General features: G+C 56.0%; 21 protein-coding genes and 1 pseudogene. 13 read left to right on the top strand and 9 right to left on the bottom strand.

The annotated features are described in order from the left end of the window. Positions 1-282 precede the first annotated feature (282 nt). Positions 283-345: pseudogene (locus tag ACTJJI_RS02430) on the top strand (hypothetical protein); the annotation flags it as partial. A 204-nt stretch (positions 346-549) separates the two neighbouring features. Then, on the top strand, positions 550-1,833 hold the full coding sequence (locus ACTJJI_RS02425; protein ID WP_014831112.1) for a citrate synthase: 1,284 nt from the start codon (positions 550-552) through the stop codon (positions 1,831-1,833). Between the two features lie 98 nt (positions 1,834-1,931). Here the strand turns inward: ACTJJI_RS02425 and nei are convergent, their stop codons facing one another. The 7 genes from nei to ACTJJI_RS02390 form a co-directional block, all read right to left on the bottom strand. Next, positions 1,932-2,723 carry an endonuclease VIII gene (gene nei / locus ACTJJI_RS02420; RefSeq protein WP_182381487.1) on the bottom strand — a complete coding sequence of 264 codons (792 nt, stop codon included), beginning with the start codon at positions 2,721-2,723 and terminating at the stop codon, positions 1,932-1,934. A gap of 19 nt (positions 2,724-2,742) precedes the next feature. After that, positions 2,743-3,480 (bottom strand): 5-oxoprolinase subunit PxpA, encoded by a 738-nt coding sequence (gene pxpA, locus ACTJJI_RS02415; RefSeq protein WP_440652916.1) that lies wholly within the window; start codon positions 3,478-3,480, stop codon positions 2,743-2,745. Continuing rightward, positions 3,467-4,399: a 5-oxoprolinase subunit PxpC gene (pxpC, locus tag ACTJJI_RS02410; RefSeq protein ID WP_440652914.1), complete on the bottom strand. Its 933-nt coding sequence runs from the start codon at positions 4,397-4,399 to the stop codon at positions 3,467-3,469. Before pxpC ends, pxpA begins: the two co-directional genes overlap by 14 nt. Further along, on the bottom strand, positions 4,393-5,049 hold the full coding sequence (gene pxpB / locus ACTJJI_RS02405) for a 5-oxoprolinase subunit PxpB (protein ID WP_050859876.1): 657 nt from the start codon (positions 5,047-5,049) through the stop codon (positions 4,393-4,395). The genes pxpC and pxpB overlap by 7 nt, the downstream gene beginning before the upstream one ends. Before the next feature lie 14 nt (positions 5,050-5,063). After that, positions 5,064-5,807, bottom strand: coding sequence for a type 2 GTP cyclohydrolase I (locus ACTJJI_RS02400; RefSeq protein ID WP_014831107.1), 744 nt, complete (start codon positions 5,805-5,807; stop codon positions 5,064-5,066). A 10-nt stretch (positions 5,808-5,817) separates the two neighbouring features. After that, positions 5,818-7,230 carry a deoxyribodipyrimidine photo-lyase gene (phrB, locus tag ACTJJI_RS02395; protein WP_440652912.1) on the bottom strand — a complete coding sequence of 471 codons (1,413 nt, stop codon included), beginning with the start codon at positions 7,228-7,230 and terminating at the stop codon, positions 5,818-5,820. 236 nt (positions 7,231-7,466) lie between these two features. Beyond that, complete coding sequence (locus ACTJJI_RS02390) at positions 7,467-7,673, bottom strand: YbfA family protein (protein WP_013097552.1); 207 nt, start codon at positions 7,671-7,673, stop codon at positions 7,467-7,469. Positions 7,674-7,982: 309 nt separating this feature from the next. Here ACTJJI_RS02390 and kdpF point away from each other — a divergent pair, with 309 nt between their 5' ends. The 9 genes from kdpF (at position 7,983) to potE (ending at position 19,917) form a co-directional block, all read left to right on the top strand. Beyond that, positions 7,983-8,072: a K(+)-transporting ATPase subunit F gene (gene kdpF, locus ACTJJI_RS02385; RefSeq protein WP_014069365.1), complete on the top strand. Its 90-nt coding sequence runs from the start codon at positions 7,983-7,985 to the stop codon at positions 8,070-8,072. Continuing rightward, the gene (kdpA, locus tag ACTJJI_RS02380; protein WP_440652910.1) at positions 8,072-9,751 is read left to right on the top strand and encodes a potassium-transporting ATPase subunit KdpA; all 1,680 of its coding nucleotides are present in this window, start codon (positions 8,072-8,074) and stop codon (positions 9,749-9,751) included. The genes kdpF and kdpA overlap by 1 nt, the downstream gene beginning before the upstream one ends. 18 nt (positions 9,752-9,769) lie before the next feature. Continuing rightward, positions 9,770-11,818 (top strand): potassium-transporting ATPase subunit KdpB, encoded by a 2,049-nt coding sequence (kdpB, locus tag ACTJJI_RS02375; RefSeq protein ID WP_046888704.1) that lies wholly within the window; start codon positions 9,770-9,772, stop codon positions 11,816-11,818. 12 nt (positions 11,819-11,830) lie between these two features. Continuing rightward, positions 11,831-12,406, top strand: coding sequence for a potassium-transporting ATPase subunit KdpC (gene kdpC, locus ACTJJI_RS02370; RefSeq protein WP_440652908.1), 576 nt, complete (start codon positions 11,831-11,833; stop codon positions 12,404-12,406). Continuing rightward, positions 12,407-15,094: a two-component system sensor histidine kinase KdpD gene (gene kdpD, locus ACTJJI_RS02365; protein ID WP_440652906.1), complete on the top strand. Its 2,688-nt coding sequence runs from the start codon at positions 12,407-12,409 to the stop codon at positions 15,092-15,094. Further along, positions 15,091-15,768, top strand: a complete 678-nt coding sequence (gene kdpE / locus ACTJJI_RS02360; protein WP_014831101.1) for a two-component system response regulator KdpE — start codon at positions 15,091-15,093, stop codon at positions 15,766-15,768. The genes kdpD and kdpE overlap by 4 nt, the downstream gene beginning before the upstream one ends. A gap of 279 nt (positions 15,769-16,047) precedes the next feature. Further along, positions 16,048-16,152, top strand: a complete 105-nt coding sequence (speFL, locus tag ACTJJI_RS02355; RefSeq protein WP_003858645.1) for a leader peptide SpeFL — start codon at positions 16,048-16,050, stop codon at positions 16,150-16,152. Between the two features lie 256 nt (positions 16,153-16,408). Next, positions 16,409-18,607, top strand: a complete 2,199-nt coding sequence (gene speF, locus ACTJJI_RS02350) for an ornithine decarboxylase SpeF (protein WP_196373274.1) — start codon at positions 16,409-16,411, stop codon at positions 18,605-18,607. Further along, a complete protein-coding gene (gene potE, locus ACTJJI_RS02345; protein WP_014831099.1) occupies positions 18,604-19,917 on the top strand; it encodes a putrescine-ornithine antiporter in 1,314 nt (437 codons plus the stop codon). The genes speF and potE overlap by 4 nt, the downstream gene beginning before the upstream one ends. A gap of 103 nt (positions 19,918-20,020) precedes the next feature. On the opposite strand, the gene pgm is transcribed toward potE, so the two are convergent. Then, positions 20,021-21,661: a phosphoglucomutase (alpha-D-glucose-1,6-bisphosphate-dependent) gene (gene pgm / locus ACTJJI_RS02340; protein WP_013097560.1), complete on the bottom strand. Its 1,641-nt coding sequence runs from the start codon at positions 21,659-21,661 to the stop codon at positions 20,021-20,023. Between the two features lie 24 nt (positions 21,662-21,685). Further along, a complete protein-coding gene (seqA, locus tag ACTJJI_RS02335; RefSeq protein WP_014831098.1) occupies positions 21,686-22,234 on the bottom strand; it encodes a replication initiation negative regulator SeqA in 549 nt (182 codons plus the stop codon). 183 nt (positions 22,235-22,417) lie between these two features. Here seqA and ybfF point away from each other — a divergent pair, with 183 nt between their 5' ends. After that, complete coding sequence (ybfF, locus tag ACTJJI_RS02330) at positions 22,418-23,191, top strand: esterase (protein WP_440652902.1); 774 nt, start codon at positions 22,418-22,420, stop codon at positions 23,189-23,191. A gap of 128 nt (positions 23,192-23,319) precedes the next feature. Next, the gene (gene ybfE, locus ACTJJI_RS02325) at positions 23,320-23,607 is read left to right on the top strand and encodes a LexA regulated protein (protein WP_014831096.1); all 288 of its coding nucleotides are present in this window, start codon (positions 23,320-23,322) and stop codon (positions 23,605-23,607) included. Positions 23,608-23,717: the final 110 nt, after the last annotated feature.

The following is a 23,717-nucleotide window of genomic DNA, read 5'->3' as shown; positions in this document are numbered from 1 at the left end:
CAAATGCTAAAACGACACGTTACAACGCTGGGTGGCTCGGGATTGCAGGGTGTTCCGGAGACCTGGCGGCAGTATAGGCCGTTCACAAAATCATTACAATTAACCTACATACAGTTTGTCGGGTTTTCTCTGGAACAGTGATCAGGGTCACGATAACAACATCTTTTTAAATTTTAATCATCTGATTTGACAAATGTTAAACAATATTGTTACAAACGTCATCAGAAAAGGCATATAATGCGCAAAAGTTATGAGGTCTCACTTTCACCTGAGAATTAGTTATGTAACAGTGTGATGGTATTGACCGAAGTTATCAGGACAGTTATTAGTGGTATACAGGTTTGAATAATTCGGACTGCAAAAACGCTGATTTGCTGTTGTTTCACTGATATTTCATTCGTTTACCTGCAAGGCGCCATAGCTCTGTACCCTGGTTTCTCCTCGCGAGCTGAGCGGTAAGCCAAATAACAATCTGGTAACGGTGATTAACAGCTGAATGCAAATCCGGTGAACCGCAGTCTTAAGCATAAGGCGCTAAGGAGACCGTAAATGGCTGATACAAAGGCAAAGCTCACCCTAAATGGTGACACTGCTATTGAACTGGATGTGCTAAAAGGCACGCTCGGTCAGGATGTTATTGATATCCGTACGCTGGGTTCCAAAGGGGTGTTCACCTTTGACCCTGGATTTACCTCTACCGCATCTTGCGAATCCAAAATCACCTTCATTGACGGTGACGAAGGTATCCTGCTCCATCGCGGCTTCCCCATCGATCAGTTAGCCACCGAATCCAACTATCTGGAAGTGTGCTACATCCTGCTGAACGGCGAAAAACCGACGCAGGCACAATACGATGAATTCAAAACCACCGTGACCCGTCACACCATGATCCATGAGCAGATTACCCGTCTGTTCCATGCGTTCCGTCGTGACTCTCACCCGATGGCGGTGATGTGCGGGATCACCGGTGCGCTGGCGGCGTTCTACCATGATTCACTGGACGTGAATAACCCGCGTCACCGTGATATCGCGGCGTTCCGCCTGCTGTCCAAAATGCCAACCATGGCGGCAATGTGTTACAAATACTCTATCGGCCAGCCGTTTGTGTATCCACGTAACGACCTCTCCTATGCCGGTAACTTCCTGCGCATGATGTTCTCCACACCGTGCGAAGAGTACGAAGTGAACCCGGTGCTGGAACGCGCGATGGACCGTATTCTGATCCTGCACGCTGACCACGAACAGAACGCCTCGACGTCCACCGTCCGTACCGCAGGCTCTTCAGGCGCGAACCCGTTCGCCTGTATCGCTGCGGGCATCGCCTCCCTGTGGGGACCGGCGCACGGCGGCGCGAACGAAGCCGCACTGAAGATGCTGGAAGAGATCAGCACCGTTGAGCACATTCCTGAATTCGTGCGCCGCGCGAAAGACAAGAATGACTCCTTCCGTCTGATGGGCTTCGGTCACCGTGTGTACAAAAACTATGACCCACGTGCAACCGTGATGCGTGAAACCTGCCACGAAGTGCTAAAAGAGCTGGGCACCAAAGACGATCTGCTGGAAGTGGCGATGGAGCTGGAACATATCGCGCTGAACGACCCGTACTTCATCGAGAAGAAACTCTACCCGAACGTAGACTTCTACTCTGGCATTATTCTGAAAGCGATGGGCATTCCGTCTTCCATGTTCACCGTAATCTTCGCCATGGCACGTACCGTGGGCTGGATTGCGCACTGGAACGAAATGCACAGCGAAGGCATGAAAATCGCCCGTCCTCGTCAGCTGTACACCGGCTACGAGCAGCGTGATTTTAAGTCTGACCTGAAGCGCTAAAAGACGTGGGGGCGGCCTGATGCCCTCCCCCCGTCCTCTCCCACCGGGAGAAGGTGAAAACATTAAAAACGGTAACCTGAGGGTTACCGTTTTACTTTTTACCTCTGGCACCCCGGGCACCAGTAAAACGGTCGTGAAGAGAGCGTTGTCTTCTCAATCACCCCACCGCATCGCTCGCACTTTTTCCCCGCCCGATGAAACACCTTAAAGCGGAACAGCGCCCCGTGATGCTTATTCTCATCCACCACGCCGCGCGTATTATACGAAAGACGCGGAATCTCCAGCAGCGCGTGAGAGAGCGCTTCCAGCTGGTCATCGCTCAACTGCGACGCTTTGTGCTGCGGTGCCAGCCCTACTTCCCAGAGAATTTCGACGCGAAGGTAATTGCCTAATCCGGCCAGGAACGCCTGATCGAGCAGTAGCCCGGAAAATTGCCGGTTGCGGAATTTAGGGGATAACAAGCGGGCTTTAACGTCGTTCGCCGTCAGACGCATATCCAGCACGTCCGGCCCGACCCGCTGTAAGAACGGGTGCGTAAGCAGTTGTTCCGGCGTTAACATTTCGATATCAGACGCGCTATACAGCAGAATCGCTTTATCCGCGGTTTGCAGCCTGACGCGCAGCACCCTTGTCGTTTGCGGCTGCTCGTTGGCGTTCACCACCCGCCAGACGCCGTAAAGCTGGTTGTGGCTGTATAACGTCAGGTTATGGGAAAAATGCGTGAGTAACGCCTTTCCCCGCGTTTCGATGTGGGTCACCGTTTGTCCCACCAGCGGTGCTTCAAACGGCTTCAGTTGAGGAAAAGCAAACCAGACGTCCGTCAGGGGTTTGCCTTTTATCGCCGCCTCGAGGCTATCCGCAGCGCGGCGGATCTCCGGGCCTTCTGGCATCTCTTTATCCTTATGATTTTCAGGCGCTGACGAGGATCCCCTGCTCTGCAAACGCCGCCCGTAAGCGGCGGGCAAACTGCAGCGCATGCTCGCCATCACCGTGTAAGCATACTGTGTCAGCCTGAACGCTGGCGGTTGCACCATCAACCGCTCTCACTGTTCCCTCGCGCACCATCTGAAGCGTCTGCGCCAGCGCCAGAGACTCATCGGTGATCAGCGCGTTGGGCTGTGAACGGGGAACCAGGGTTCCGTCGGTCTGATAGCCTCTGTCGGCAAACACTTCCTGCCGGGTGGTTAACCCCAGCCGCTGGCCGGCGCGGATAAGCTCGCTCCCCGCCAGGCCAACCAGGATCAGTTGCGGGTTGCAATCGAACACCGCCCGGGCGATGGCCTCTGCCAGCGCGGGATCGTTGGCCGCCTGATTATAGAGCATGCCGTGCGGCTTCACGTGGCGCAGCGCGCCCTGCTGGGAACGCACTATCGCCTCGAGCGCGCCAATCTGGTAAAGCGTCTGGGCGTAGACCGTTTCGGGAGGGAGATCCATCGCCGTGCGGCCAAAATTCTCCCGGTCAGGGAAGCTCGGATGCGCCCCTATCGCTACGCCGTTTTTGATGGCATTGCGCACGCTCGCCAGCATCGTTTGTGCATCACCCGCGTGAAAACCGCAGGCGACATTCACCGAGGTGACCAGGGTCATCAGTTCAGCGTCGGCGCTGCCGCCCTCGCCCAGATCGGCATTTAAATCAATCTTTACCATTAAGCCTCCACGCCAGTTGTTCCAGATAACGCTGCTGGTCCTGCCGCGCCTTCAGCGCCTCCTCCAGGGAGCACTGCACGAAGTGAATCGGCTGTCCGAGAGGAATTTGCGCCAGATGGTAGCGATCGGCCTCAATGATGCAGGCAATACGCGGGTAACCGCCCGTGGTCTGCGCATCGTTCATTAACACAATCGGTTGACCGTTACCCGGCACCTGAATGACGCCGGGCAATAAACCGTGAGAAAGCAGCTCGCGGTCTGTGGTACGGGTCAGCGGCTGCCCCTGAAGGCGATACCCCATGCGGTTACTCTGTGGACTTATCTTCCATGGCGAGCGCCAGAAAGACTCCTGAGACACCTCATCAAATTCCTGATACTCCGGCCCCGGCAGGGCGCGGATCTGGTTTCCCCAGAGGAGTTGCTTCACGCCCTGCGCGGTGGAAAAGTGTCGCGTTGACGGTTTTATCGCCAGACGATCGCCATCGCGCAACAAACGTCCTTCGTGACCGCCAATACCAGCTTTCTGATCGGTACTGGATGAACCCAGCACCTCCGGCACGTCAATCCCACCGGCAACGGCAAGATAACTGCGAACCCCGTGCAGCGGACGCTTAAGCGTTAAACGCTGTCCGGCTTTCGCCCGCAGCCGCCAGCCGGTCCAGACCGCTTTGCCATCAAGCGTGGCATCACACCCGGCGCCGGTTAAGGCAAACCAGGTCTCCTGACTGAATTCAATGACACATTGCCCCAGCGTAATTTCGAGCGCAGCTGTATTGCCGGGGTTACCCACCAGCACGTTGGCAATCTCCAGCGCCGGCCTGTCCAGCGCGCCACAGTAGCTCACGCCAGACTGGCGCATACCAAAGCGACCCGCATCCTGAACGGAGGTGTAAAGCCCGGCGCGAATAAGCGTTAACATACCCCCTCCTTCTGCGGGATAAAGCGAAGGGTGTCGCCAGGACGCAGGAGGACCGGCGATTCCAGCCCCGGTTCAAATAACGGCATGGATGTGTGTCCGATGAGCTGCCAGCCCCCCGGCGACGCGAGCGGATAAATGCCCGTCTGTTCGCCACCAATCGCGACGGTACCCGCCGGCACGCTCAGGCGCGGTTCAGCGCGGCGTGGCGTGTGTAACGCCGGGGAGAGTCCGCCCAGATACGGGAAGCCCGGCTGGAATCCCAAAAACCAGACCACATAATCAACAGAGGCGTGCAGCTCAACGACCTGTTTTTCGGTTAGCCCGCAGTGTTCAGCCACCACGCCAAGATCGGGTCCCCCTGTGCCACCATACACTACCGGGATCTCAATCGTGCGGGATTCCGGCTCCAGCGCTTCGCTCTCCTCCCACCAGCGCTGTAAACGCTCGATGGCATCCAGTGCCAGCGTATGCGGATTACGCAAAACCACGGTGATATTATTCATCCCCGGGATCGCTTCAACCACCTCAGGCACCTCCACCAGACGCTGCGTTAGCCGCCAGATACGCTTTTGGGTCGCAAGGGTAACGGGCGGCTCCAGCTCCAGCACCACCGCCGTTTCACCCAGAAGATAACAACGCGCTCGCTGCACTCAGGTACCTCTCATCAGGCCGGGTTAGGGATATCAATAAACGTAACATCCAGATCGGTATTTTCGGTCAGCCATTCGCTCAGGGCGCGAATGCCGCCGCGTTCGGTGGCATGGTGACCTGCCGCGTAAAAATGCAGCCCCTGTTCACGGGCTGAATGAATAGTCTGCTCGGAGACTTCACCGGTGATAAACGCATCAACACCAAAACGCGCGGCACTATCAATGAAGCCCTGACCGCCACCCGTGCACCAGGCGACACGCTTCACCGTATCCGGACCGGTATCACCGCTCCACAGCGGACGACGTCCCAGACGCGCTTCAATCCATGAGGCCAGCTCAAGGCCCGGCACCGGCATCGACAGCTCGCCCCACGGCACCAGCGGCTCAATTTCACCCATCACGGTGATCCCTAACAGCTGCGCGAGCTGAACGTTGTTGCCAAGCTCGGGGTGCGCATCCAGCGGCAGATGATAGCCATACAGGTTGATATCATTTGCCAGCAACGTTTTCAGACGGTTGCGCTTCATGCCGCGAATGATCGGTGATTCGTTTTTCCAGAAATAGCCGTGATGGACGATGACAGCATCGGCCTCCTGACGCACGGCTTCATCCAGCAACGCCTGACTGGCGGTCACGCCGGTGATAATTTTTTGCACCGTGTCGCGCCCTTCGACCTGTAACCCGTTCGGGCCGTAGTCGCTGAAGGCGCTGCTGTTCAGTTTTTCGTTGATCAGACTTTCCAGTTCGGTGTTTTTCATCATGACTCTCTTAAGCTTTACGGGCCGCTTCGTACGCCGCCAGCGTGGCGACGCGCGCCTGTTTATGTTCAACAATCGGGCGAGGATAATCGAGCGTTACGCCCTGTTTGTCCGCCCATGCCCACGGGTCGTGGATCGCCTTAGCGGGGACCGCTTTCAGCGCAGGCAACCAGTGGCGGATAAACGTCCCGTCCGCATCAAATTTTTGTCCCTGCGTGGTGGGATTAAAAATCCGGAAGTAAGGTGCCGCATCGGTTCCGGTCGAGGCCGCCCATTGCCAGCCGCCATTATTCGCCGCCAGATCGCCATCGATCAGCTGAGAAATAAAATACCGCTCCCCGACACGCCAGTCGATAAGCAGATCTTTCACCAGGAAGCTGGCGGTAATCATCCGCAGGCGGTTATGCATCCATCCAGTTTCATTCAGCTGGCGCATCGCGGCGTCCACAATCGGGTAGCCGGTTTCACCCTTTTGCCAGGCCTGCAGCAGCGTCTCGTTCTGCTGCCACTGCACATTTTCGGTCCAGCGAATGAAAGGTCGATGTTTACATAATTCAGGGTGATACGTCATCAGATGACGGTAGAATTCGCGCCAGATAAGCTCGTTAAGCCATACCGAACCAGCGCCCCCTTCCAGCGCCTGGGGCTGTTCAGCAAGAAGACGATGTAAACACTGGCGCGGAGAAAGCACGCCCAGCGCTAAACAGGCCGATAACCGGCTGGTGCCTTCAATGGCGGGGAAATCCCGGCGTGCGTCGTAAGCGGCCGCACCCGTTTTGCAGAACTGGCGCAACTGCGCGATTGCCGCTTTTTCATCAGCCGGGAATAAGGAGCCGTCATACGCCTGCTGCGGATAGTCAAACGTCAGTTCAGGCAGGTTGTTTACACTCTCCCCTCGCGCGGACGGCGCGGCAACACACTCCGGCAGCGCCTCTTTCAGTCGTTTGATAAATGCATTTTTAAATGGCGTAAAGACTTTATACATCTCGCGATTGCCGGTCATCACGCTGCCCGGGGGCAGCATCACGCTGTCATCAAATCCCTGACACTCTACGTCCCCGAGGATCCGCTCCAGCTGACGATCGCGCTGCTGTTCATTGAATTCGTACTGGTAGTTGTAAAAAAGATGCGTGACGTCGTTCTGCTGACAGACCTCCTGTACCGCGCTGAGTTGAGCGGCAAAATCACTGACCTCTTTGTAAATCAACGGAATGCCTTTTTCCGCCAGCGAACGTTGCAGGGCATTCAGATGCGAACAGAGATAAGCGGCTTGACGGGGGGCCATATCATGCTGCTGCCACTGTCCGGGGGTAGCGATAAACAGCGCCAGCACCCGGGCGTGTTCAGAGCGACAGGCTGCCGCCAGGGCGATGTTGTCATGCAGGCGCAGATCCGCGCGAAACCAAACCAGATGGGTGGGCATAAAACTCCAGGCAATTGTCCATTATATCCGTAAGGGCATGCCGTAAAAGGAAAAAGGCACGTATTGAACTACTTTGCCATGAAGTGTAGACGGGATGAAATAAGGGAGTGGCAGTTTGATTACTCAGAAAAAGAAGATATGCCTGAAAACCACCCAACGGACCGCGAATCCGGAGGGACAAAAAAACCGCCACATTGCTGTAGGCGGTTTTTTTATTGCTGTGTGTAGTCTTAGTATCAGTAAAAATCACAGGTCGCTTTTTCGGCCTGATCCATCCACACCGGCTTCTCGCTGGTTTTCGCCCAGACGCGGTGCAGATAGCTGTAAAAACGTGCGCGATCTTTCCAGAACAACATCACCGGCAGGGCCAGCACGCCAGCCACTACGGCGAAAGCGCGACGCATGAACACGATATGAGCCGGATACTCTTTATAAAGATCCATATTTTTCTCCCCTGTAGTTGGCCGGAAACTCACTCCGGAAAATTCAAAAACTGTGACCTGGCTAAAATAATATCGCTTTGTTTGTAATTTTACTACTCATCCGACCACTTATTTTCACCTGTTTAGCCAAAATTTACATTCACGCCGTAATTAAGTTACAAAAAAGTTAAAGGTTTACTTACCAATAGTTAAATTGTGGGCTTTGCCATTTTTATACTTTTTTTACACCCCCCGTCCTGATTTTTGCGAAATCTTTGCGCCATAAATCCTACCGTTAGCACAAATACAAATGTCACCCGGAGGTGGATTGTGAGTGCAGGTCTTATTGCCGGCATCGTGCTGGTGTTCCTGTTATTGGGTTATCTGGTTTATGCCTTGATTAATGCGGAGGCATTCTGATGGCTGCTCAGGCGTTTTTGCTTATTGCCAGTTTTTTAGGGGCGCTGTTCCTTCTGGCAAGACCGCTGGGAACAGTGCTGGCAAGGATGATCAACAACGTGCCGCTGCCGGTGGCAGGTCGCGTTGAAAAAGGGATCTGGCGCGTCCTGGGAATCCAGGATGGGGAAATGAACTGGCGTCAGTATCTGCTGGCGATCCTGCTGCTGAATATTGTCGGCCTTGTCGCCCTCTTCGCCATGCTGATGCTGCAGGGTAGCTTACCGCTCAACCCGCAGCAGTTGCCGGGTCTGTCCTGGCATCTGGCGCTGAACACGGCAGTCAGCTTTGTCACTAACACCAACTGGCAGTCCTATGCCGGGGAAACCACGCTGAGCTACTTTAGCCAGATGGCCGGGTTAACCGTGCAAAACTTCCTCTCTGCTGCCACCGGCATTGCGGTGATCTTCGCGCTCACGCGTGCCTTTGCGCGTCAAAATATCAGCACGCTGGGCAACGCATGGGTCGATCTGACACGCATCACCCTGTGGATATTACTCCCTGTGGCCCTGATCATCGCGCTGTTCTTTATTCAGCAAGGCACCCTGCAAAACCTGCTGCCTTACACGCCTTATACCTCCCTTGAAGGGGCAAAACAGCTTTTGCCTATGGGGCCGGTGGCATCGCAGGAAGCCATTAAAATGCTCGGTACCAACGGCGGTGGCTTCTTCAACGCCAACTCGTCGCATCCGTTTGAAAACCCAACCGCGCTGACCAACGTTGTACAGATGCTGGCGATCTTCCTGATCCCCGCCGCGCTCTGCTTTGCCTTTGGCGATGTGGTAAACGACCGCCGTCAGGGACGTACCCTGCTGTGGACCATGTCTCTTATCTTCGTGGTCTGCGTCGCGCTGGTGATGTGGGCGGAATGGAACGGTAACCCTCACTTCCTGACGCTGGGCGCTGACAGCGCGATCAATATGGAAGGGAAAGAGAGTCGCTTTGGCATTCTCGCCAGCAGCCTGTATGCGGTGGTCACCACGGCAGCCTCGTGCGGGGCGGTTAACGCCATGCATGACTCCTTTACGGCGCTGGGCGGCATGATCCCAATGTGGCTGATGCAGATTGGCGAAGTGGTATTTGGCGGCGTGGGCTCAGGTCTTTACGGCATGCTGCTGTTTGTACTGCTGGCGGTGTTTATCGCCGGACTGATGATTGGCCGTACCCCGGAATACCTCGGTAAAAAAATCGACGTACGGGAAATGAAATTAACCGCGCTGGCGATTCTGGTCACGCCTGCCCTCGTGCTGCTCGGCACCGCCCTGGCCCTGATGACCGACGCCGGGCGCAGCGGCATCTTTAATCCGGGTATCCATGGGTTCAGTGAAGTGCTCTACGCCGTCTCGTCTGCGGCTAACAACAACGGCAGCGCCTTTGCAGGCTTAAGCGCCAACTCACCTTTCTGGAACTGTCTGCTGGCATTCTGCATGTTTGTCGGCCGCTTCGGGGTGATTGTGCCGGTGATGGCCATCGCCGGATCGCTGGTGAATAAAAAAATTCAACCGACCACCACCGGCACATTACCGACCCACGGTGCGCTGTTTGTTGGCCTGCTGACCGGCACCGTGTTGCTGGTAGGCGCCCTGACCTTTATCCCCGCCCTCGCGTTAGGCCCGGTCGTGGAAACCCTCTCTTTACGCTGATTTTGCGGAGAATTTGTCATGAGTCGTAAACAACTGGCCCTGTTCGAACCGTCGTTAGTTCGTCAGGCGCTCATGGATGCGGTGAAAAAGTTAAGCCCGCGCGTGCAGTGGCACAACCCGGTGATGTTTATCGTCTGGGCAGGCAGCGTGCTGACTACCGCCCTGGCGATTGCCATGGGAACGGGTCACCTTCCAGGCAACGCGATGTTCACCGGAGCGATCAGCCTGTGGCTGTGGTTTACCGTGCTGTTTGCCAACTTTGCCGAAGCGCTGGCGGAAGGCCGCAGTAAAGCGCAGGCCAACAGCCTGAAAGGGGTAAAAAAGACCGCCTTCGCACGCAAATTACGTGAGCCAAAATACGGCGCGCAGATGGACCACGTGCCAGCAGATGAACTGCGTAAAGGCGATGTGGTCCTGGTGGAAGCCGGTGACATTATTCCCTGTGATGGCGAAGTGATTGAAGGGGGAGCCTCCGTTGACGAAAGCGCCATCACCGGGGAATCCGCGCCGGTCATTCGTGAATCAGGCGGTGATTTCGCCTCGGTCACGGGCGGGACGCGTATTCTCTCCGACTGGCTGGTGATCCAGTGCAGTGTCAACCCGGGCGAAACCTTCCTTGACCGGATGATCGCCATGGTAGAAGGCGCGCAGCGTCGTAAGACCCCCAACGAAATTGCTCTGACCATTTTGCTGGTGGCCCTGACCATCGTCTTCCTGCTGGCCACCGCCACGCTGTGGCCCTTCTCCAGCTACGGTGGCACCGCAGTCAGCATCACCGTGCTGGTGGCGCTGCTGGTCTGTCTGATCCCAACCACCATTGGCGGCCTGCTCTCTGCCATCGGTGTGGCGGGGATGAGCCGCATGCTGGGCGCGAACGTTATCGCCACCAGCGGACGTGCCGTAGAAGCTGCCGGTGATGTGGATGTTCTGCTGCTGGATAAAACCGGGACCATCACCCTCGGCAACCGCCAGGCCTCCGAGTTTTTACCTGCCCCGGGCGTGGATGAAAAAACGCTGGCAGATGCCGCCCAGCTCTCGTCTCTTGCCGATGAAACGCCGGAAGGCCGCAGCATCGTGATTCTGGCGAAACAGCGCTTTAATCTGCGCCAGCGTGATGTGCAGAGCCTGCATGCCACATTTGTGCCCTTCACGGCGCAAACCCGAATGAGCGGTATCAACATCCAGGACCGCATGATCCGTAAAGGTTCCGTTGACGCCATTCGTCGCCACATTGAAGCCAACAACGGTCATTTCCCACCGGAAGTGGACAATCTGGTTGAGAGCGTTGCCCGTCAGGGGGCCACACCACTGGTCGTGGCTGAAGGAGCCCATGTACTGGGGGTGATTGCGCTGAAGGACATCGTCAAAGGCGGTATCAAAGAGCGTTTCGCCCAGCTGCGTAAAATGGGGATCAAAACGGTGATGATCACCGGGGATAACCGGCTGACTGCCGCCGCCATTGCCGCAGAAGCGGGCGTGGACGACTTCCTCTCGGAAGCTACACCGGAAGCCAAGCTGGCCTTGATCCGTCAGTACCAGGCGGAAGGCCGCCTGGTGGCGATGACGGGTGACGGCACCAACGATGCCCCTGCCCTCGCACAGGCCGACGTGGCGGTGGCGATGAACTCCGGTACGCAGGCGGCAAAAGAGGCGGGCAACATGGTCGATCTTGACTCTAACCCGACCAAGTTGATTGAAGTGGTGCACATCGGTAAACAGATGCTGATGACGCGCGGTTCCTTGACCACGTTCAGTATCGCCAATGACGTGGCAAAATATTTCGCCATCATTCCCGCGGCGTTCGCGGCCACCTATCCGCAGCTGAATGCGCTGAACGTGATGCACCTCCACTCCCCGTCTTCGGCCATTCTCAGTGCGGTGATCTTCAACGCCCTGATTATTGTCTTCCTGATCCCGCTGGCGCTGAAAGGGGTGAGCTATAAGCCGCTGACGGCCGCAGCCATGCTGCGCCGTAACCTGTGGATTTACGGGCTGGGCGGGCTGCTGGTGCCCTTTATCGGTATTAAGGTTATCGACCTGCTGTTAACGCTGTTCGGGCTGGTTTAAAAGGTGAATCAAATGACGATGTTACGTCCCGCTATACTTCTGTTTATTTTGCTGTCGCTTATTACCGGTGGGCTTTACCCGCTGGTGACCACCGCGCTGGGCCAGTGGTGGTTCAAGGATCAGGCCAATGGCTCGCTGCTTATACAGCAGGGTGAAAACCGCGGCTCTCGCCTGATTGGTCAGAACTTTACGGATGCCCGTTACTTCCAGGGACGCCCTTCCGCCACCGCCGAAAGCCCGTATAATCCGATGGCATCCGGCGGGAGTAACCTGGCGGGCAGTAACCCTGAGCTGGACAAAGCCATCGCTGAGCGCGTGGCGGCGCTGCGTAGCGCCAACCCGCAGGCCAGCCGGGAGGTGCCTGTGGAACTGGTGACCGCCTCCGCCAGCGGACTGGATTACAGCCTGACGCCTGAAGCGGTGGCCTGGCAGATCCCGCGCGTTGCCGCTGCCCGTCATCTGACCGTCGAACAGGTCAGTCAGCTGGTGGCAGAGCACACGCAAAAACCGCTGGTCAGTTTCATTGGTATGCCGGTAGTGAATATTGTTGAGCTGAATCTGGCGCTGGACGCGCTAAGGAAAAACTAAATGACCGACGAGCCCTTGCGCCCGGATCCTGACAGGCTGCTCGAACAAACAGCTGAAGCCCATCGTGGCAAACTGAAAGTCTTCTTCGGCGCCTGCGCGGGCGTCGGGAAAACCTTCGCCATGCTGACAGAAGCTCAACGACTTCGGGCTCAGGGGCTCGATATTCTCATCGGCGTGGTGGAACCCCACGGCCGTAAAGAGACCGCGGCGCTGTTGAAGGGGCTTGCCACGCAGCCCCCTCGCCGTATCAGCCATCGTGGCAGGCTGGTGACGGAGTTCGATCTCGACGCTGCCCTCGCCCGCCGCCCCGCCCTTATTCTGATGGACGAACTGGCGCACAGTAATGCGCCAGGCTCCCGTCACCCCAAACGCTGGCAGGATGTTGAAGAGTTACTTGAAGCCGGGATTGACGTTTTCACCACGGTGAATGTTCAGCATCTGGAAAGCCTGAACGACGTGGTCAGCGGCGTGACCGGCATTCAGGTGCGCGAAACGGTGCCCGATCCGTTCTTTGATTCCGCGGATGAAGTGGTGCTGGTCGACCTGCCGCCCGATGACCTGCGCCAGCGCCTGCATGAAGGGAAAGTCTATATTGCAGGCCAGGCCGAGCGCGCCATCGAACACTTCTTCCGTAAAGGCAACCTGATCGCCCTGCGCGAACTGGCCCTTCGCCGCACCGCCGATCGTGTGGATGACCAGATGCGCGCCTGGCGCGATCTGCAGGGACAGGAACGCGTCTGGCATACGCGGGATGCCATCCTGCTGTGCATAGGTCACGGCAGCGGCAATGAAAAGCTTGTCCGTACCGCCGCCCGGCTGGCCGCGAAATTTGGCAGCGTCTGGCATGCGGTATATGTCGAAACGCCACAGCTTCACGCCCTGCCTGAAAACCAGCGTCGCGCGATCCTCAGTTCGCTGCGTCTGGCCCAGGAGCTGGGGGCGGAAACCGCTACCCTCTCCGATCCGCAGGAAGATAAAGCCATTCTGCGCTACGCGCGTGAGCACAACCTGGGCAAGATTGTCATCGGCCGTCGCCAGCACCGGCGCTGGTTTAGCCGCGAATCGTTTGCCGACAAACTGGCCCGGCGCGCGCCCGACCTGGATCTGGTGGTCGTGGCGCTGGATGACAAACCCACACCGCTCCCCAACCGCGCGCCCGACAGCCGTACCTTTGGTGATAAATGGCGAATTCAGATCCGCGGCTGTCTGATCGCCGTCGTGCTCTGCGCCCTGATAACCCTTATTGCCAGCAAATGGCTGATTGCCTTTGACGCGGCCAACCTGGTGATGATCTACCTGCTTGGCGTGGTCGTGGTTGCTCTCTTTTACGGGCGCTGGCCGTCAGTACTGGCAACGGTGATCAACGTCATCAGCTTTGATCTGTTCTTTATTGATCCGCGCGGGACGCTCGCCGTCTCGGATGTACAGTATGTCCTCACGTTTGCCGTGATGCTCACCGTCGGACTGGTGATCGGGAATCTGACGGCGGGCGTTCGCTATCAGGCGCGTATCGCCCGCTATCGTGAACAACGCACACGGCATTTATATGAGATGTCCAAATCGCTGGCGGTAGGCCGCACGCCGCTGGATATCGTGCAGACCAGCGAGCAGTTTATCCGCTCGACCTTTAATGCCAGCAACCTGATTTTACTCCCGGACGAGCACGGGAAATTACGCCCGCTGACGTCGGCCTCGGGCATGACGCCCTGGGATGAAGCCATTGCGCGCTGGAGCTTCGATAAAGGTTTACCGGCCGGTGCAGGGACAGACACCCTGCCCGGCGTGCCGTATCAGATCCTGCCGCTGCGCAGTGCCGATAAAAATCAGGGGCTGGTCATCGTCGAGCCGTCTAATCTGCGCCAGCTGATGATCCCCGAGCAGCAAAGGCTGCTGGAGACCTTTACGCTGCTGGTTGCCAGTGCGCTCGAAAGACTGGCGCTGACGGCGAGCGAAGAGCAGGCGCGTCTGGCAAGCGAGCGTGAAAGCATTCGTAACTCGTTGCTGGCGGCCCTCTCCCACGATCTTCGCACGCCTCTCACCGTGTTGTTTGGCCAGTCGGAAATTCTGACCCTGGATCTGGCGGCTGAAGGTTCAAAACATGCCCTGCAGGCCAGCGAGATCCGCCAGCATGTGCTGAACACCACGCGGCTGGTGAATAACCTGCTTGATATGGCACGGATACAGTCTGGCGGGTTCAACCTCAAAAAAGAGTGGCTGACACTTGAGGAAGTGGTGGGAAGCGCGCTGAAAATGCTGGAGCCCGGTCTCGGTGGGCGGCATATCGCGCTGAACATGCCTGAGCCCCTGACGTTAATTCACGTGGATGGTCCGTTGTTTGAACGTGTGTTAATCAATTTGCTGGAAAATGCGGGCAAATATGCCGGAGCAAAAGCGCAAATCGGGGTGAACGCCACGGTGGAAGATAATACGCTTCGCCTTGAAGTCTGGGATACCGGGCCCGGTATTCCTGCCGGTCAGGAAAAAGCGATTTTCGAAAAATTCTCGCGCGGCAATAAAGAGTCTGCCATTCCGGGTGTCGGGCTGGGTCTGGCGATCTGCCAGGCCATTATTGACGTCCATGGCGGCACCATTTCGGCGGAGAATCGCCCGGAAGGAGGCGCACGTTTTTGTGTTACACTTCCTCTGGAAACCCCGCCAGAACTTGATGAATTACCAGAGGATTTGTGATCAACGTCCTGATTGTTGAAGATGAACTCGCCATTAGCCGGTTTCTGCGTGCTGCGCTGGAAGGTGACGGCCTGCGCGTTCATGATGCCGGTACGCTCCAGCGCGGGTTGATTGAAGCCGCCACCCGCAAGCCGGACCTGGTGATCCTCGATCTCGGTCTGCCGGATGGCGACGGCATCGATTTTATTCGTGAGGTGCGCCAGTGGAGCCAGATGCCGATTCTGGTGCTCTCCGCACGCACCGAAGAGACGGATAAAATCGCCGCGCTGGATGCTGGCGCGGACGACTATCTCATTAAGCCTTTTGGAATTGGCGAGTTACAGGCTCGCCTTCGTGTTGCGCTACGTCGCCACAGTGCCACCGTCCCTGCCGACCCGACGTACACTTTCGGTGATGTGCAGGTCGATCTCGCTGCACGACGTATTGTTCGCGGTGAAGAGGAGATCCACCTCACCCCGATAGAGTTTCGCCTGCTCGCAGTTTTGCTCAACAACCACGGTAAGGTCCTGACCCAACGTCAGCTTCTGAGTCAGGTGTGGGGACCCAACGCTGTGGAACATAGTCACTATTTACGCATATATATGGGACACCTGCGTCAAAAACTTGAAGTTGACCCCGCTCGCCCTCGCCATCTATTAACCGAAACCGGTATCGGTTATCGGTTTATGCTTTGAATAACTATTCAAATTTATTTCTGTCAAAATTAAAGCCACTCCACAAATAGTGCCAAAATAAGCCATACGGGATATTTTTGGCTTATTTTCGCTCATTCAGAACACAACCAATACAATCTGTTAACGCATCATCAACAAACCAGTGTTTTGATCTGGGATATTCATCGAAAACGAATAATTATTTCTAATTTGATCGGTTAAGGGTGATCTGTTTCACAGTTAATCGCTTTTTCCTGGATAAAATGACCATGCTTTCAATTACTGAAAGGAAAATGAAACATGGAAAACAATAATCGCTTGATGCCCCATATAAGGCGGACAACACATATCATGATGTTTGCCCACCGAAACTGCTTTGACTTCCATCTCTTTAATGCCCGGTAGTCCTTCGACTTCTGGCGCACCCGCTTGCAGGTTAACCTGAAAAAACCTTATGTTACAGGCCGTTGCCTGTGAAGGCGTGCGTTCATTCAATTTAATTCAGACTTATCCGCAGCCGGGCGGACTGAATCTCATTCATTAAAAAGCAACTTACTGATTTTTTATCAGCGGCCACACTTTGCTTTTTTTTCCGGACATTATCGATTTCTTTCTTGTGAGAAATCGAGGGACAAATATTGCCTGAAATAAAGAGAGAAAGATGAAAAGTTTAAAAATCGCTACCAGCCGTGCATGTCCTGATTGCTTTACCACTCACCGTGAACTGGTGGATGTCAGCACCTCTGATTATATTGATGTCGCTGCCATTGTTCTGGCCGTGAGCGATATTTCCAGTGGTACCCTGGAAGAAATAGAAGCAACCGGGTTTGGTATTCCCGTATTTATTGCGACACATAAAGAAGAGTTCATTCCGGCTGAATATTTATCGCGCATCCACGGTGTGTTTGAGTGTTCAGAGACCAGTAACGACTTTTACGGACGTCAACTGGAAGCGGCCGCGCAGAAGTACGAAACTCAGCTGCGCCCCCCGTTTTTCCGTGCGCTGGTCGACTACGTGAAACAGGGCAACAGCGCGTTTGACTGTCCGGGGCACCAGGGTGGGCAGTTTTTCCGCCGTCATCCTGCCGGTAATCAGTTTGTCGATTTCTTCGGCGAAACGCTTTTCCGCTCCGATCTGTGCAACGCCGACGTGGCCATGGGGGATCTGCTGATTCATGAAGGCGCGCCGTGCCTTGCGCAGCAACACGCGGCGAAAGTGTTTAATGCGGATAAAACCTATTTTGTGCTGAACGGCACCTCATCATCCAACAAAGTGGTGCTTAACGCCCTGCTCACCCCCGGCGACCTGGTGCTGTTCGATCGTAATAACCATAAATCCAACCACCACGGAGCCCTGCTTCAGGCGGGTGCCACGCCGGTCTATCTGGAAACTGCGCGCAACCCGTACGGCTTTATTGGCGGCATTGATGCCCACTGCTTTGAGGAGAGCTACCTGCGCGAGCTGGTATCGGAAGTGGCGCCGGGTCGCGCGCGTGACGAACGTCCGTTCCGTCTGGCGGTGATCCAACTGGGCACCTACGATGGCACCATTTATAACGCCCGCCAGGTCGTCGATAAAATTGGTCACCTGTGCGACTACATCCTGTTTGATTCTGCCTGGGTGGGCTACGAGCAATTTATTCCGATGATGGCGGACTGCTCACCACTGCTGCTGGAGCTGAACGAAAACGATCCCGGGATTCTGGTTACCCAGTCAGTGCATAAACAACAGGCCGGTTTTTCGCAGACCTCACAAATCCACAAGAAAGACCGTCATATTAAAGGCCAACCGCGCTATGTCCCGCACAAGCGCCTGAATAACGCCTTTATGATGCACGCCTCCACCAGCCCGTTCTATCCCCTGTTTGCCGCGCTGGATATCAACGCCCGCATGCACGAGGGGCAGAGTGGCCGAAATATGTGGATGGACTGCGTGGTGACCGGCATTGAAGCACGCAAGCTGATCCTGGAGAACTGCCAGTTTATTCGCCCGTTCGTGCCGGAGCTGGTAGATGGCCGTCCGTGGGAAAGCTGGGACACGGCTGAAATTGCCACCGACCTGCGCTTCTTCCACTTTGTGCCGGGTGAAAACTGGCACGCCTTCGAAGGGTATGCCGAGCATCAATACTTTATCGATCCGTGCAAACTGCTGCTGACCACGCCGGGCATCAACGCCCGTACTGGCGAGTATGAGAATTTCGGCGTGCCCGCTACCATCCTGGCTAACTTCCTGCGTGAAAACGGCATCGTGCCGGAGAAATGCGATCTCAACTCGATCCTGTTCCTGCTGACCCCTGCAGAAGACATGGGCAAACTGCAGCAGCTGGTGGCGCAGCTGGTGCGTTTCGAAAAACTGCTTCAGACCGATGCGCCATTAAAAGAGGTGCTTCCGTCTATCTGTAAGCAATACCCGGAACGCTACGCCGGTTATACCCTGCGCCAGATATGCCAGGAGATGCATGAACTGTACGCCCGCCATAACGTGAAACAGCTGCAAAAAGAGATGTTCCGCAAGTCTCACTTCCCTCGCGTGATGATGAACCCGCAGGACGCAAACTATGCGTATCTGCGTGGTGAGGTTGAACTGGTCTCCCTGCGTGATGCGGAAGGCCGCATTGCCGCCGAAGGCGCCCTGCCTTACCCACCAGGGGTGCTGTGCGTGGTTCCGGGTGAAGTCTGGGGAGGCTCCGTCCTGCGCTACTTTGCCGCGCTGGAAGAGGGGATCAACCTTTTACCGGGCTTCGCGCCGGAACTGCAAGGCGTGTACGTCGAGGAGTGCGACGGACGCAAACAGGTTCGCTGTAACGTCATCAAACAACCCGCCGCTCAGCCCGCACTGCTGAAAGGAGAAAAATTATGAGTAAGTCCAACAAGATGGGCGTGGTGCAGCTGACTATCCTCACCATGGTCAACATGATGGGGTCAGGGATTATTATGCTGCCCACCAAACTTGCCGAGGTGGGTACCATTTCGATTATCTCCTGGCTGGTAACCGCGGTCGGCTCCATGGCGCTGGCATGGGCGTTTGCCAAATGCGGAATGTTCAGCCGAAAGTCAGGCGGGATGGGCGGCTACGCCGAATACGCCTTCGGCAAATCGGGCAACTTTATGGCTAACTACACCTACGGCGTGTCTCTGCTGATCGCCAACGTGGCGATTGCCATCTCCGCCGTGGGTTACGGTACGGAGCTGTTTGGTGCCACGCTTAGCCCGGTGCAAATTGGGCTGGCGACCATCGGCGTGCTGTGGATCTGCACCGTGGCCAACTTTGGCGGGGCGCGCATCACGGGCCAGTTGAGTAGCATCACCGTCTGGGGCGTGATTATCCCGGTTGTGGGTCTGTGCATTATCGGTTGGTTCTGGTTCAGTCCGACCTTGTACGCGAACTCCTGGAACCCTCACCACGTACCGTTCTTCACGGCTGTAGGCTCCTCCATCGCCATGACGCTGTGGGCCTTCCTCGGTCTGGAATCCGCCTGCGCAAACGCGGAAGTGGTGGAAAACCCGGAGAAGAACGTGCCGATTGCAGTACTCGGCGGAACGCTGGGCGCTGCGGTGATCTATATCGTTTCGACCAACGTGATTGCGGGTATCGTACCGAACATGGATTTGGCTAACTCCACCGCGCCGTTCGGGCTGGCCTTCGCGCAGATGTTCACCCCGGAAGTCGGGAAAGTGATCATGGGGCTGATGGTCATGTCCTGCTGCGGTTCGCTCCTCGGCTGGCAGTTCACCATTGCGCAGGTCTTTAAATCCTCAGCCGACGAAGGCTACTTCCCGAAAATCTTCTCCCGCGTGACCAAAGCCGATGCGCCGGTGCAGGGTATGCTGGCGATTGTCATCTTCCAGAGCGGGTTATCGCTGATGACCATTAGCCCATCCCTGAACAGCCAGTTCAACGTGCTGGTCAACCTGGCGGTGGTGACGAATATCATTCCATATATTCTGTCGATGGCGGCGCTGGTGATCATTCAGAAGGTGGCGAAAGTCGATCCACGTAAAGCACGCGCGGCCAATATTGTGGCGCTGATTGGGGCGATTTACAGCTTCTATGCGCTCTACTCGTCAGGCCAGGAGGCGATGCTCTATGGTGCGATGGTGACCTTTATGGGCTGGACGCTGTACGGGCTGGTCTCACCGCGGTTTGAATTGAAGAATAAACATAGTTAGGTAAAAGCAAAACGGCAACCCAGGGGTTGCCGTTTTTGAGTGTTTTCACCCTCTCCCACAGGGAGAGGCCGGGGTGAGGTCATCAGCCCGCACCGAACACCACTTACGCGTTTTTCAGCACTTCGCTGACAATCTCTACCGCTTCTTTCTCAATCTGCTGGCGATGCTCAGCACCGAGGAAGCTTTCACAATAGATTTTGTACGCATCTTCCGTACCGGATGGACGCGCGGCAAACCAGCCATTTTCGGTCATCACTTTCAGACCACCGATAGAGGCACCGTTACCCGGGGCAGCCGTCAGACGTGCCGTAATCGGATCACCGGCCAGCGTGCTGGCACTGACCATCTCCGGAGAGAGTTTAGACAGAGCTGCTTTCTGCGCCGAGGTGGCGCTCGCCTGGATACGGTTATAGCTCGGTGCACCAAAGCGCGCCGCCAGCTCGTCGTAGTGTTCCTGTGGGTTCTTACCGGTGACAGCGGTAATTTCCGCCGCCAGCAGACACATGATGATGCCATCTTTATCGGTTGACCATGGCGTGCCGTCGAAACGCAGGAAGGATGCCCCCGCGCTCTCTTCACCACCAAAGCCGAAGCTGCCGTCATGCAGACCGTCAACAAACCATTTAAAACCAACCGGCACTTCCACAAGCTTACGGCCCAGCGCGTCAACCACGCGGTCGATCATCGCAGAGGAGACCAGCGTTTTACCCACAGCCACCTCTTTGCCCCACTGTGGACGATGCTGGAACAGGTAGTTGATTGCCACAGCCAGGTAGTGGTTTGGGTTCATCAGCCCGGCCGGGGTAACGATACCGTGGCGGTCATAATCCGGGTCGTTGGCGAAGGCCAGATCGAATTTGTCACGCAGTGCCAGCAGGCCCGCCATCGCGCACTCAGAGGAGCAGTCCATACGGATCGCGCCGTCTTTATCAAGGTGCATAAAGCGGAAGGTCTGATCGACGTGATCGTTAACGATGGTCAGATCCAGCTTGTAGTGTTCTGCAATGCGTTTCCAGTATTCAATCCCGGAGCCGCCCAGCGGATCCACACCCAGCTTCAGGCCGGCTTTCTGGATAGCCGCCATATCGACGATATCCGCCAGCCCTTCCACGAACGGCTGCACCAGATCCTGCTCTTTCACGTGGCCGGACGCCATGGCCGCATCCAGAGAGATACGCTTAACGCCTTTCAGACCATCGGCTAACAGGGCGTTGGCGCGGTCTTCCACCACTTTCGTGACGTTGGTATCTGCCGGGCCACCGTTAGGTGGGTTGTATTTAATGCCACCGTCTTCCGGGGGGTTGTGAGAAGGCGTGATAACGATGCCGTCAGCCTGTGGGCCACCTTTTTTGTTGTGCACAAGGATAGCGTTAGAGACGGCAGGCGTTGGGGTGAAACCGTTATTTTCCTGAACAATCACATCAACGCCGTTCGCCGCCAGAACTTCCAGCACGGAAATGAACGCCGGTTCAGACAGGGCGTGAGTATCTTTCCCCACGTAGCACGGACCGGTAACACCGTTTTTGGCGCGCTCTTCCGCGATGGCCTGAGCAATGGCCAGAATGTGCGGTTCGTTAAAGCTATGGCGTGCCGCGCTACCGCGATGGCCTGATGTACCAAACTTCACTGCGTGTTCTGCGTTGCCCACGACCGGTTTCAGCACATAATACTGCGCGGTCAGCTGAGCGACGTTAATCAAATCGCTTTGTTGTGCAGGTTGGCCTGCACGGCTGTGATTTGCCATTACCGGGTCCTTCTGATGCAAGGGTTAAATTGTACCGCAAACCTTTTCAATCAATTCCGCCGGGAACTGCATGGACTGCATGATGTGTTCAACCATGCTGCACTTGCGGCCCGTATTGGTATTGGTGATGACCCAGTACGGTGTGCCAGGGACATGTTTAGGTTTGGTTTGGTTGCCATTTTGCAGCAGCGTCTGCTCGTCGCCCGCGAAATAGACGCGAGTACGACCGTGCAGCGACTCGGTCGCTTCAGCAAACGCCTTGTTATCCAGTGAATAAAGTGTAGACAGCACCAGCATGAAGCGGTTGACCGCTTTTTTCTGCTCTGCATATTCATCAGACAGCAGCAGCTCGCGCATCGCACGTACTTTGTCTTTCACCTGCGCGACGGCAGGCTTTGCTTGTGCAACAACACTCGGCTGAGACACGACATCTTTAGTGGCTGGGGTAGCAGACGGTGAGGCGGCGGAAATTTTAAGCATGCGCCGTAAAATGTCGGACGCGCTCTCCCCGATATGCCGCGTTTGGCTGGCAATAAACTGATAGAGTTCGTCATCAACTTCGATTGTTTTCATCTTAATCCAGTGCGATATCTTATCTGAATACAAGTCGTTGGGATTATAAGGTCAAATCCCAACAGCGGATAGCGTCAAACCAGGTTGGCGGCAAAAGTCAGATTAAACTGGAACCTTGCAGCCGGGCGGCAGAATGGTCAACATAATACCCTAACCTGACATCCGTAAAAAAAGAACTTTGCCATGAAACTGAATAGTCGAGCGCAATCTGCACAATCACCGAACACGCCCCCCCCCATAGTACTGGTCCACGGGCTGTTCGGCAGTCTGGATAACCTGGGCGTGCTGGCACGCGATCTGGTTACCGATCACGATATTTTGCAGGTCGATATGCGAAATCATGGCCTGTCCGGGCGTTCAGAGGAGATGACCTATGCGGCCATGGCGCTGGATCTGCTCGATACGCTGGATGCCAGCAATCTTGAGAAAGTGACCTTGATCGGGCACTCAATGGGCGGCAAAGCGGTCATGGCCCTGACGGCGCTGGCACCGGAGAGAATAAGTGGCCTGGTGGTCATTGATGTCGCCCCGGTAGATTACGACGTCCGTCGTCATGACGAGATTTTTGCCACCATCAACGCGGTGACGGAAGCTGGCGTCTCCAGCCGTCAACAGGCAGCCGCTGTCATGCGTGAGCATCTTGATGAAGAAGGTGTAATCCAGTTCCTGCTGAAATCGTTCGTTGACGGCCAGTGGCGTTTCAACGTGCCGGTGCTGTGGGAGCAGTACGATAACATCGTCGGCTGGAAAACCGTTCCGGCATGGCCGCACCCTACCCTCTTTATTCGTGGCGGCAATTCGCCGTACGTCACCGACGCTTACCGCGATACCCTGCTGGCGCAATTCCCCCAGGCCCGTGCCCACGTCATCGCTGGCGCCGGACATTGGGTTCACGCGGAAAAACCAGACGCCGTCTTACGCGCCATTCGCCGCTATCTCACTGACACGGCAAATTGATTAAAAAGAGAGCGACTGGAAGGCTGCGGGCTTCCAGTCGTTGGCGTGCCGTTTTTGGTGATGTATGATGGCGCGCTTATCGCCCGGGCATTAGCAGGGCGGCGTGTTTCCCCCGAAGTCTCAGAATCATGGCCAAAGAACAAACGGACCGTACGACACTAGATCTGTTCGCGAATGAGCGTCGACCGGGACGACCGAAAACGAATCCGCTTTCGCGCGACGAACAGCTGCGTATTAATAAACGCAACCAGCTTAAACGCGATAAAAATCGTGGACTTAAGCGTGTCGAACTGAAGCTCAACGCCGACGCCGTCGATGCGCTAAACGAACTGGCTGACGCGCGTAATATCAGCCGCAGCGAGCTGATTGAAGAGATGTTAATCACCCAACTCGAGACCATGCGCAGCAAGGCATAAGTCCGAAAAATCCCTTTATTACCCTTTTCATGTAGCACAGAGTGCAGTCCTGCGCGATAGCTGTTTCCGCAGGGTTGCCTGTTCTGCTATTATTGCCTTTATCCGTGGAC

This window comes from Enterobacter sp. 22466, assembly GCF_052044775.1.
GTDB classification, from domain to species: domain Bacteria; phylum Pseudomonadota; class Gammaproteobacteria; order Enterobacterales; family Enterobacteriaceae; genus Enterobacter; species Enterobacter dissolvens.
Note: the sequence above shows the minus strand (reverse complement) of the source record. Positions and strands in the feature narration are given on the sequence as shown.

Coding starts and splice junctions, on each gene's coding strand:
- ACTJJI_RS02425 (WP_014831112.1), top strand. CDS start 550: ATGGCTGATACAAAGGCAAAGCTCACCCTAAATGGTGACACTGCTATT.
- nei (WP_182381487.1), bottom strand. CDS start 2,723: ATGCCAGAAGGCCCGGAGATCCGCCGCGCTGCGGATAGCCTCGAGGCG.
- pxpA (WP_440652916.1), bottom strand. CDS start 3,480: ATGGTAAAGATTGATTTAAATGCCGATCTGGGCGAGGGCGGCAGCGCC.
- pxpC (WP_440652914.1), bottom strand. CDS start 4,399: ATGTTAACGCTTATTCGCGCCGGGCTTTACACCTCCGTTCAGGATGCG.
- ACTJJI_RS02400 (WP_014831107.1), bottom strand. CDS start 5,807: ATGAAAAACACCGAACTGGAAAGTCTGATCAACGAAAAACTGAACAGC.
- phrB (WP_440652912.1), bottom strand. CDS start 7,230: ATGCCCACCCATCTGGTTTGGTTTCGCGCGGATCTGCGCCTGCATGAC.
- ACTJJI_RS02390 (WP_013097552.1), bottom strand. CDS start 7,673: ATGGATCTTTATAAAGAGTATCCGGCTCATATCGTGTTCATGCGTCGC.
- kdpA (WP_440652910.1), top strand. CDS start 8,072: ATGGCTGCTCAGGCGTTTTTGCTTATTGCCAGTTTTTTAGGGGCGCTG.
- kdpB (WP_046888704.1), top strand. CDS start 9,770: ATGAGTCGTAAACAACTGGCCCTGTTCGAACCGTCGTTAGTTCGTCAG.
- kdpC (WP_440652908.1), top strand. CDS start 11,831: ATGACGATGTTACGTCCCGCTATACTTCTGTTTATTTTGCTGTCGCTT.
- kdpD (WP_440652906.1), top strand. CDS start 12,407: ATGACCGACGAGCCCTTGCGCCCGGATCCTGACAGGCTGCTCGAACAA.
- speFL (WP_003858645.1), top strand. CDS start 16,048: ATGGAAAACAATAATCGCTTGATGCCCCATATAAGGCGGACAACACAT.
- speF (WP_196373274.1), top strand. CDS start 16,409: ATGAAAAGTTTAAAAATCGCTACCAGCCGTGCATGTCCTGATTGCTTT.
- potE (WP_014831099.1), top strand. CDS start 18,604: ATGAGTAAGTCCAACAAGATGGGCGTGGTGCAGCTGACTATCCTCACC.
- pgm (WP_013097560.1), bottom strand. CDS start 21,661: ATGGCAAATCACAGCCGTGCAGGCCAACCTGCACAACAAAGCGATTTG.
- seqA (WP_014831098.1), bottom strand. CDS start 22,234: ATGAAAACAATCGAAGTTGATGACGAACTCTATCAGTTTATTGCCAGC.
- ybfF (WP_440652902.1), top strand. CDS start 22,418: ATGAAACTGAATAGTCGAGCGCAATCTGCACAATCACCGAACACGCCC.
- ybfE (WP_014831096.1), top strand. CDS start 23,320: ATGGCCAAAGAACAAACGGACCGTACGACACTAGATCTGTTCGCGAAT.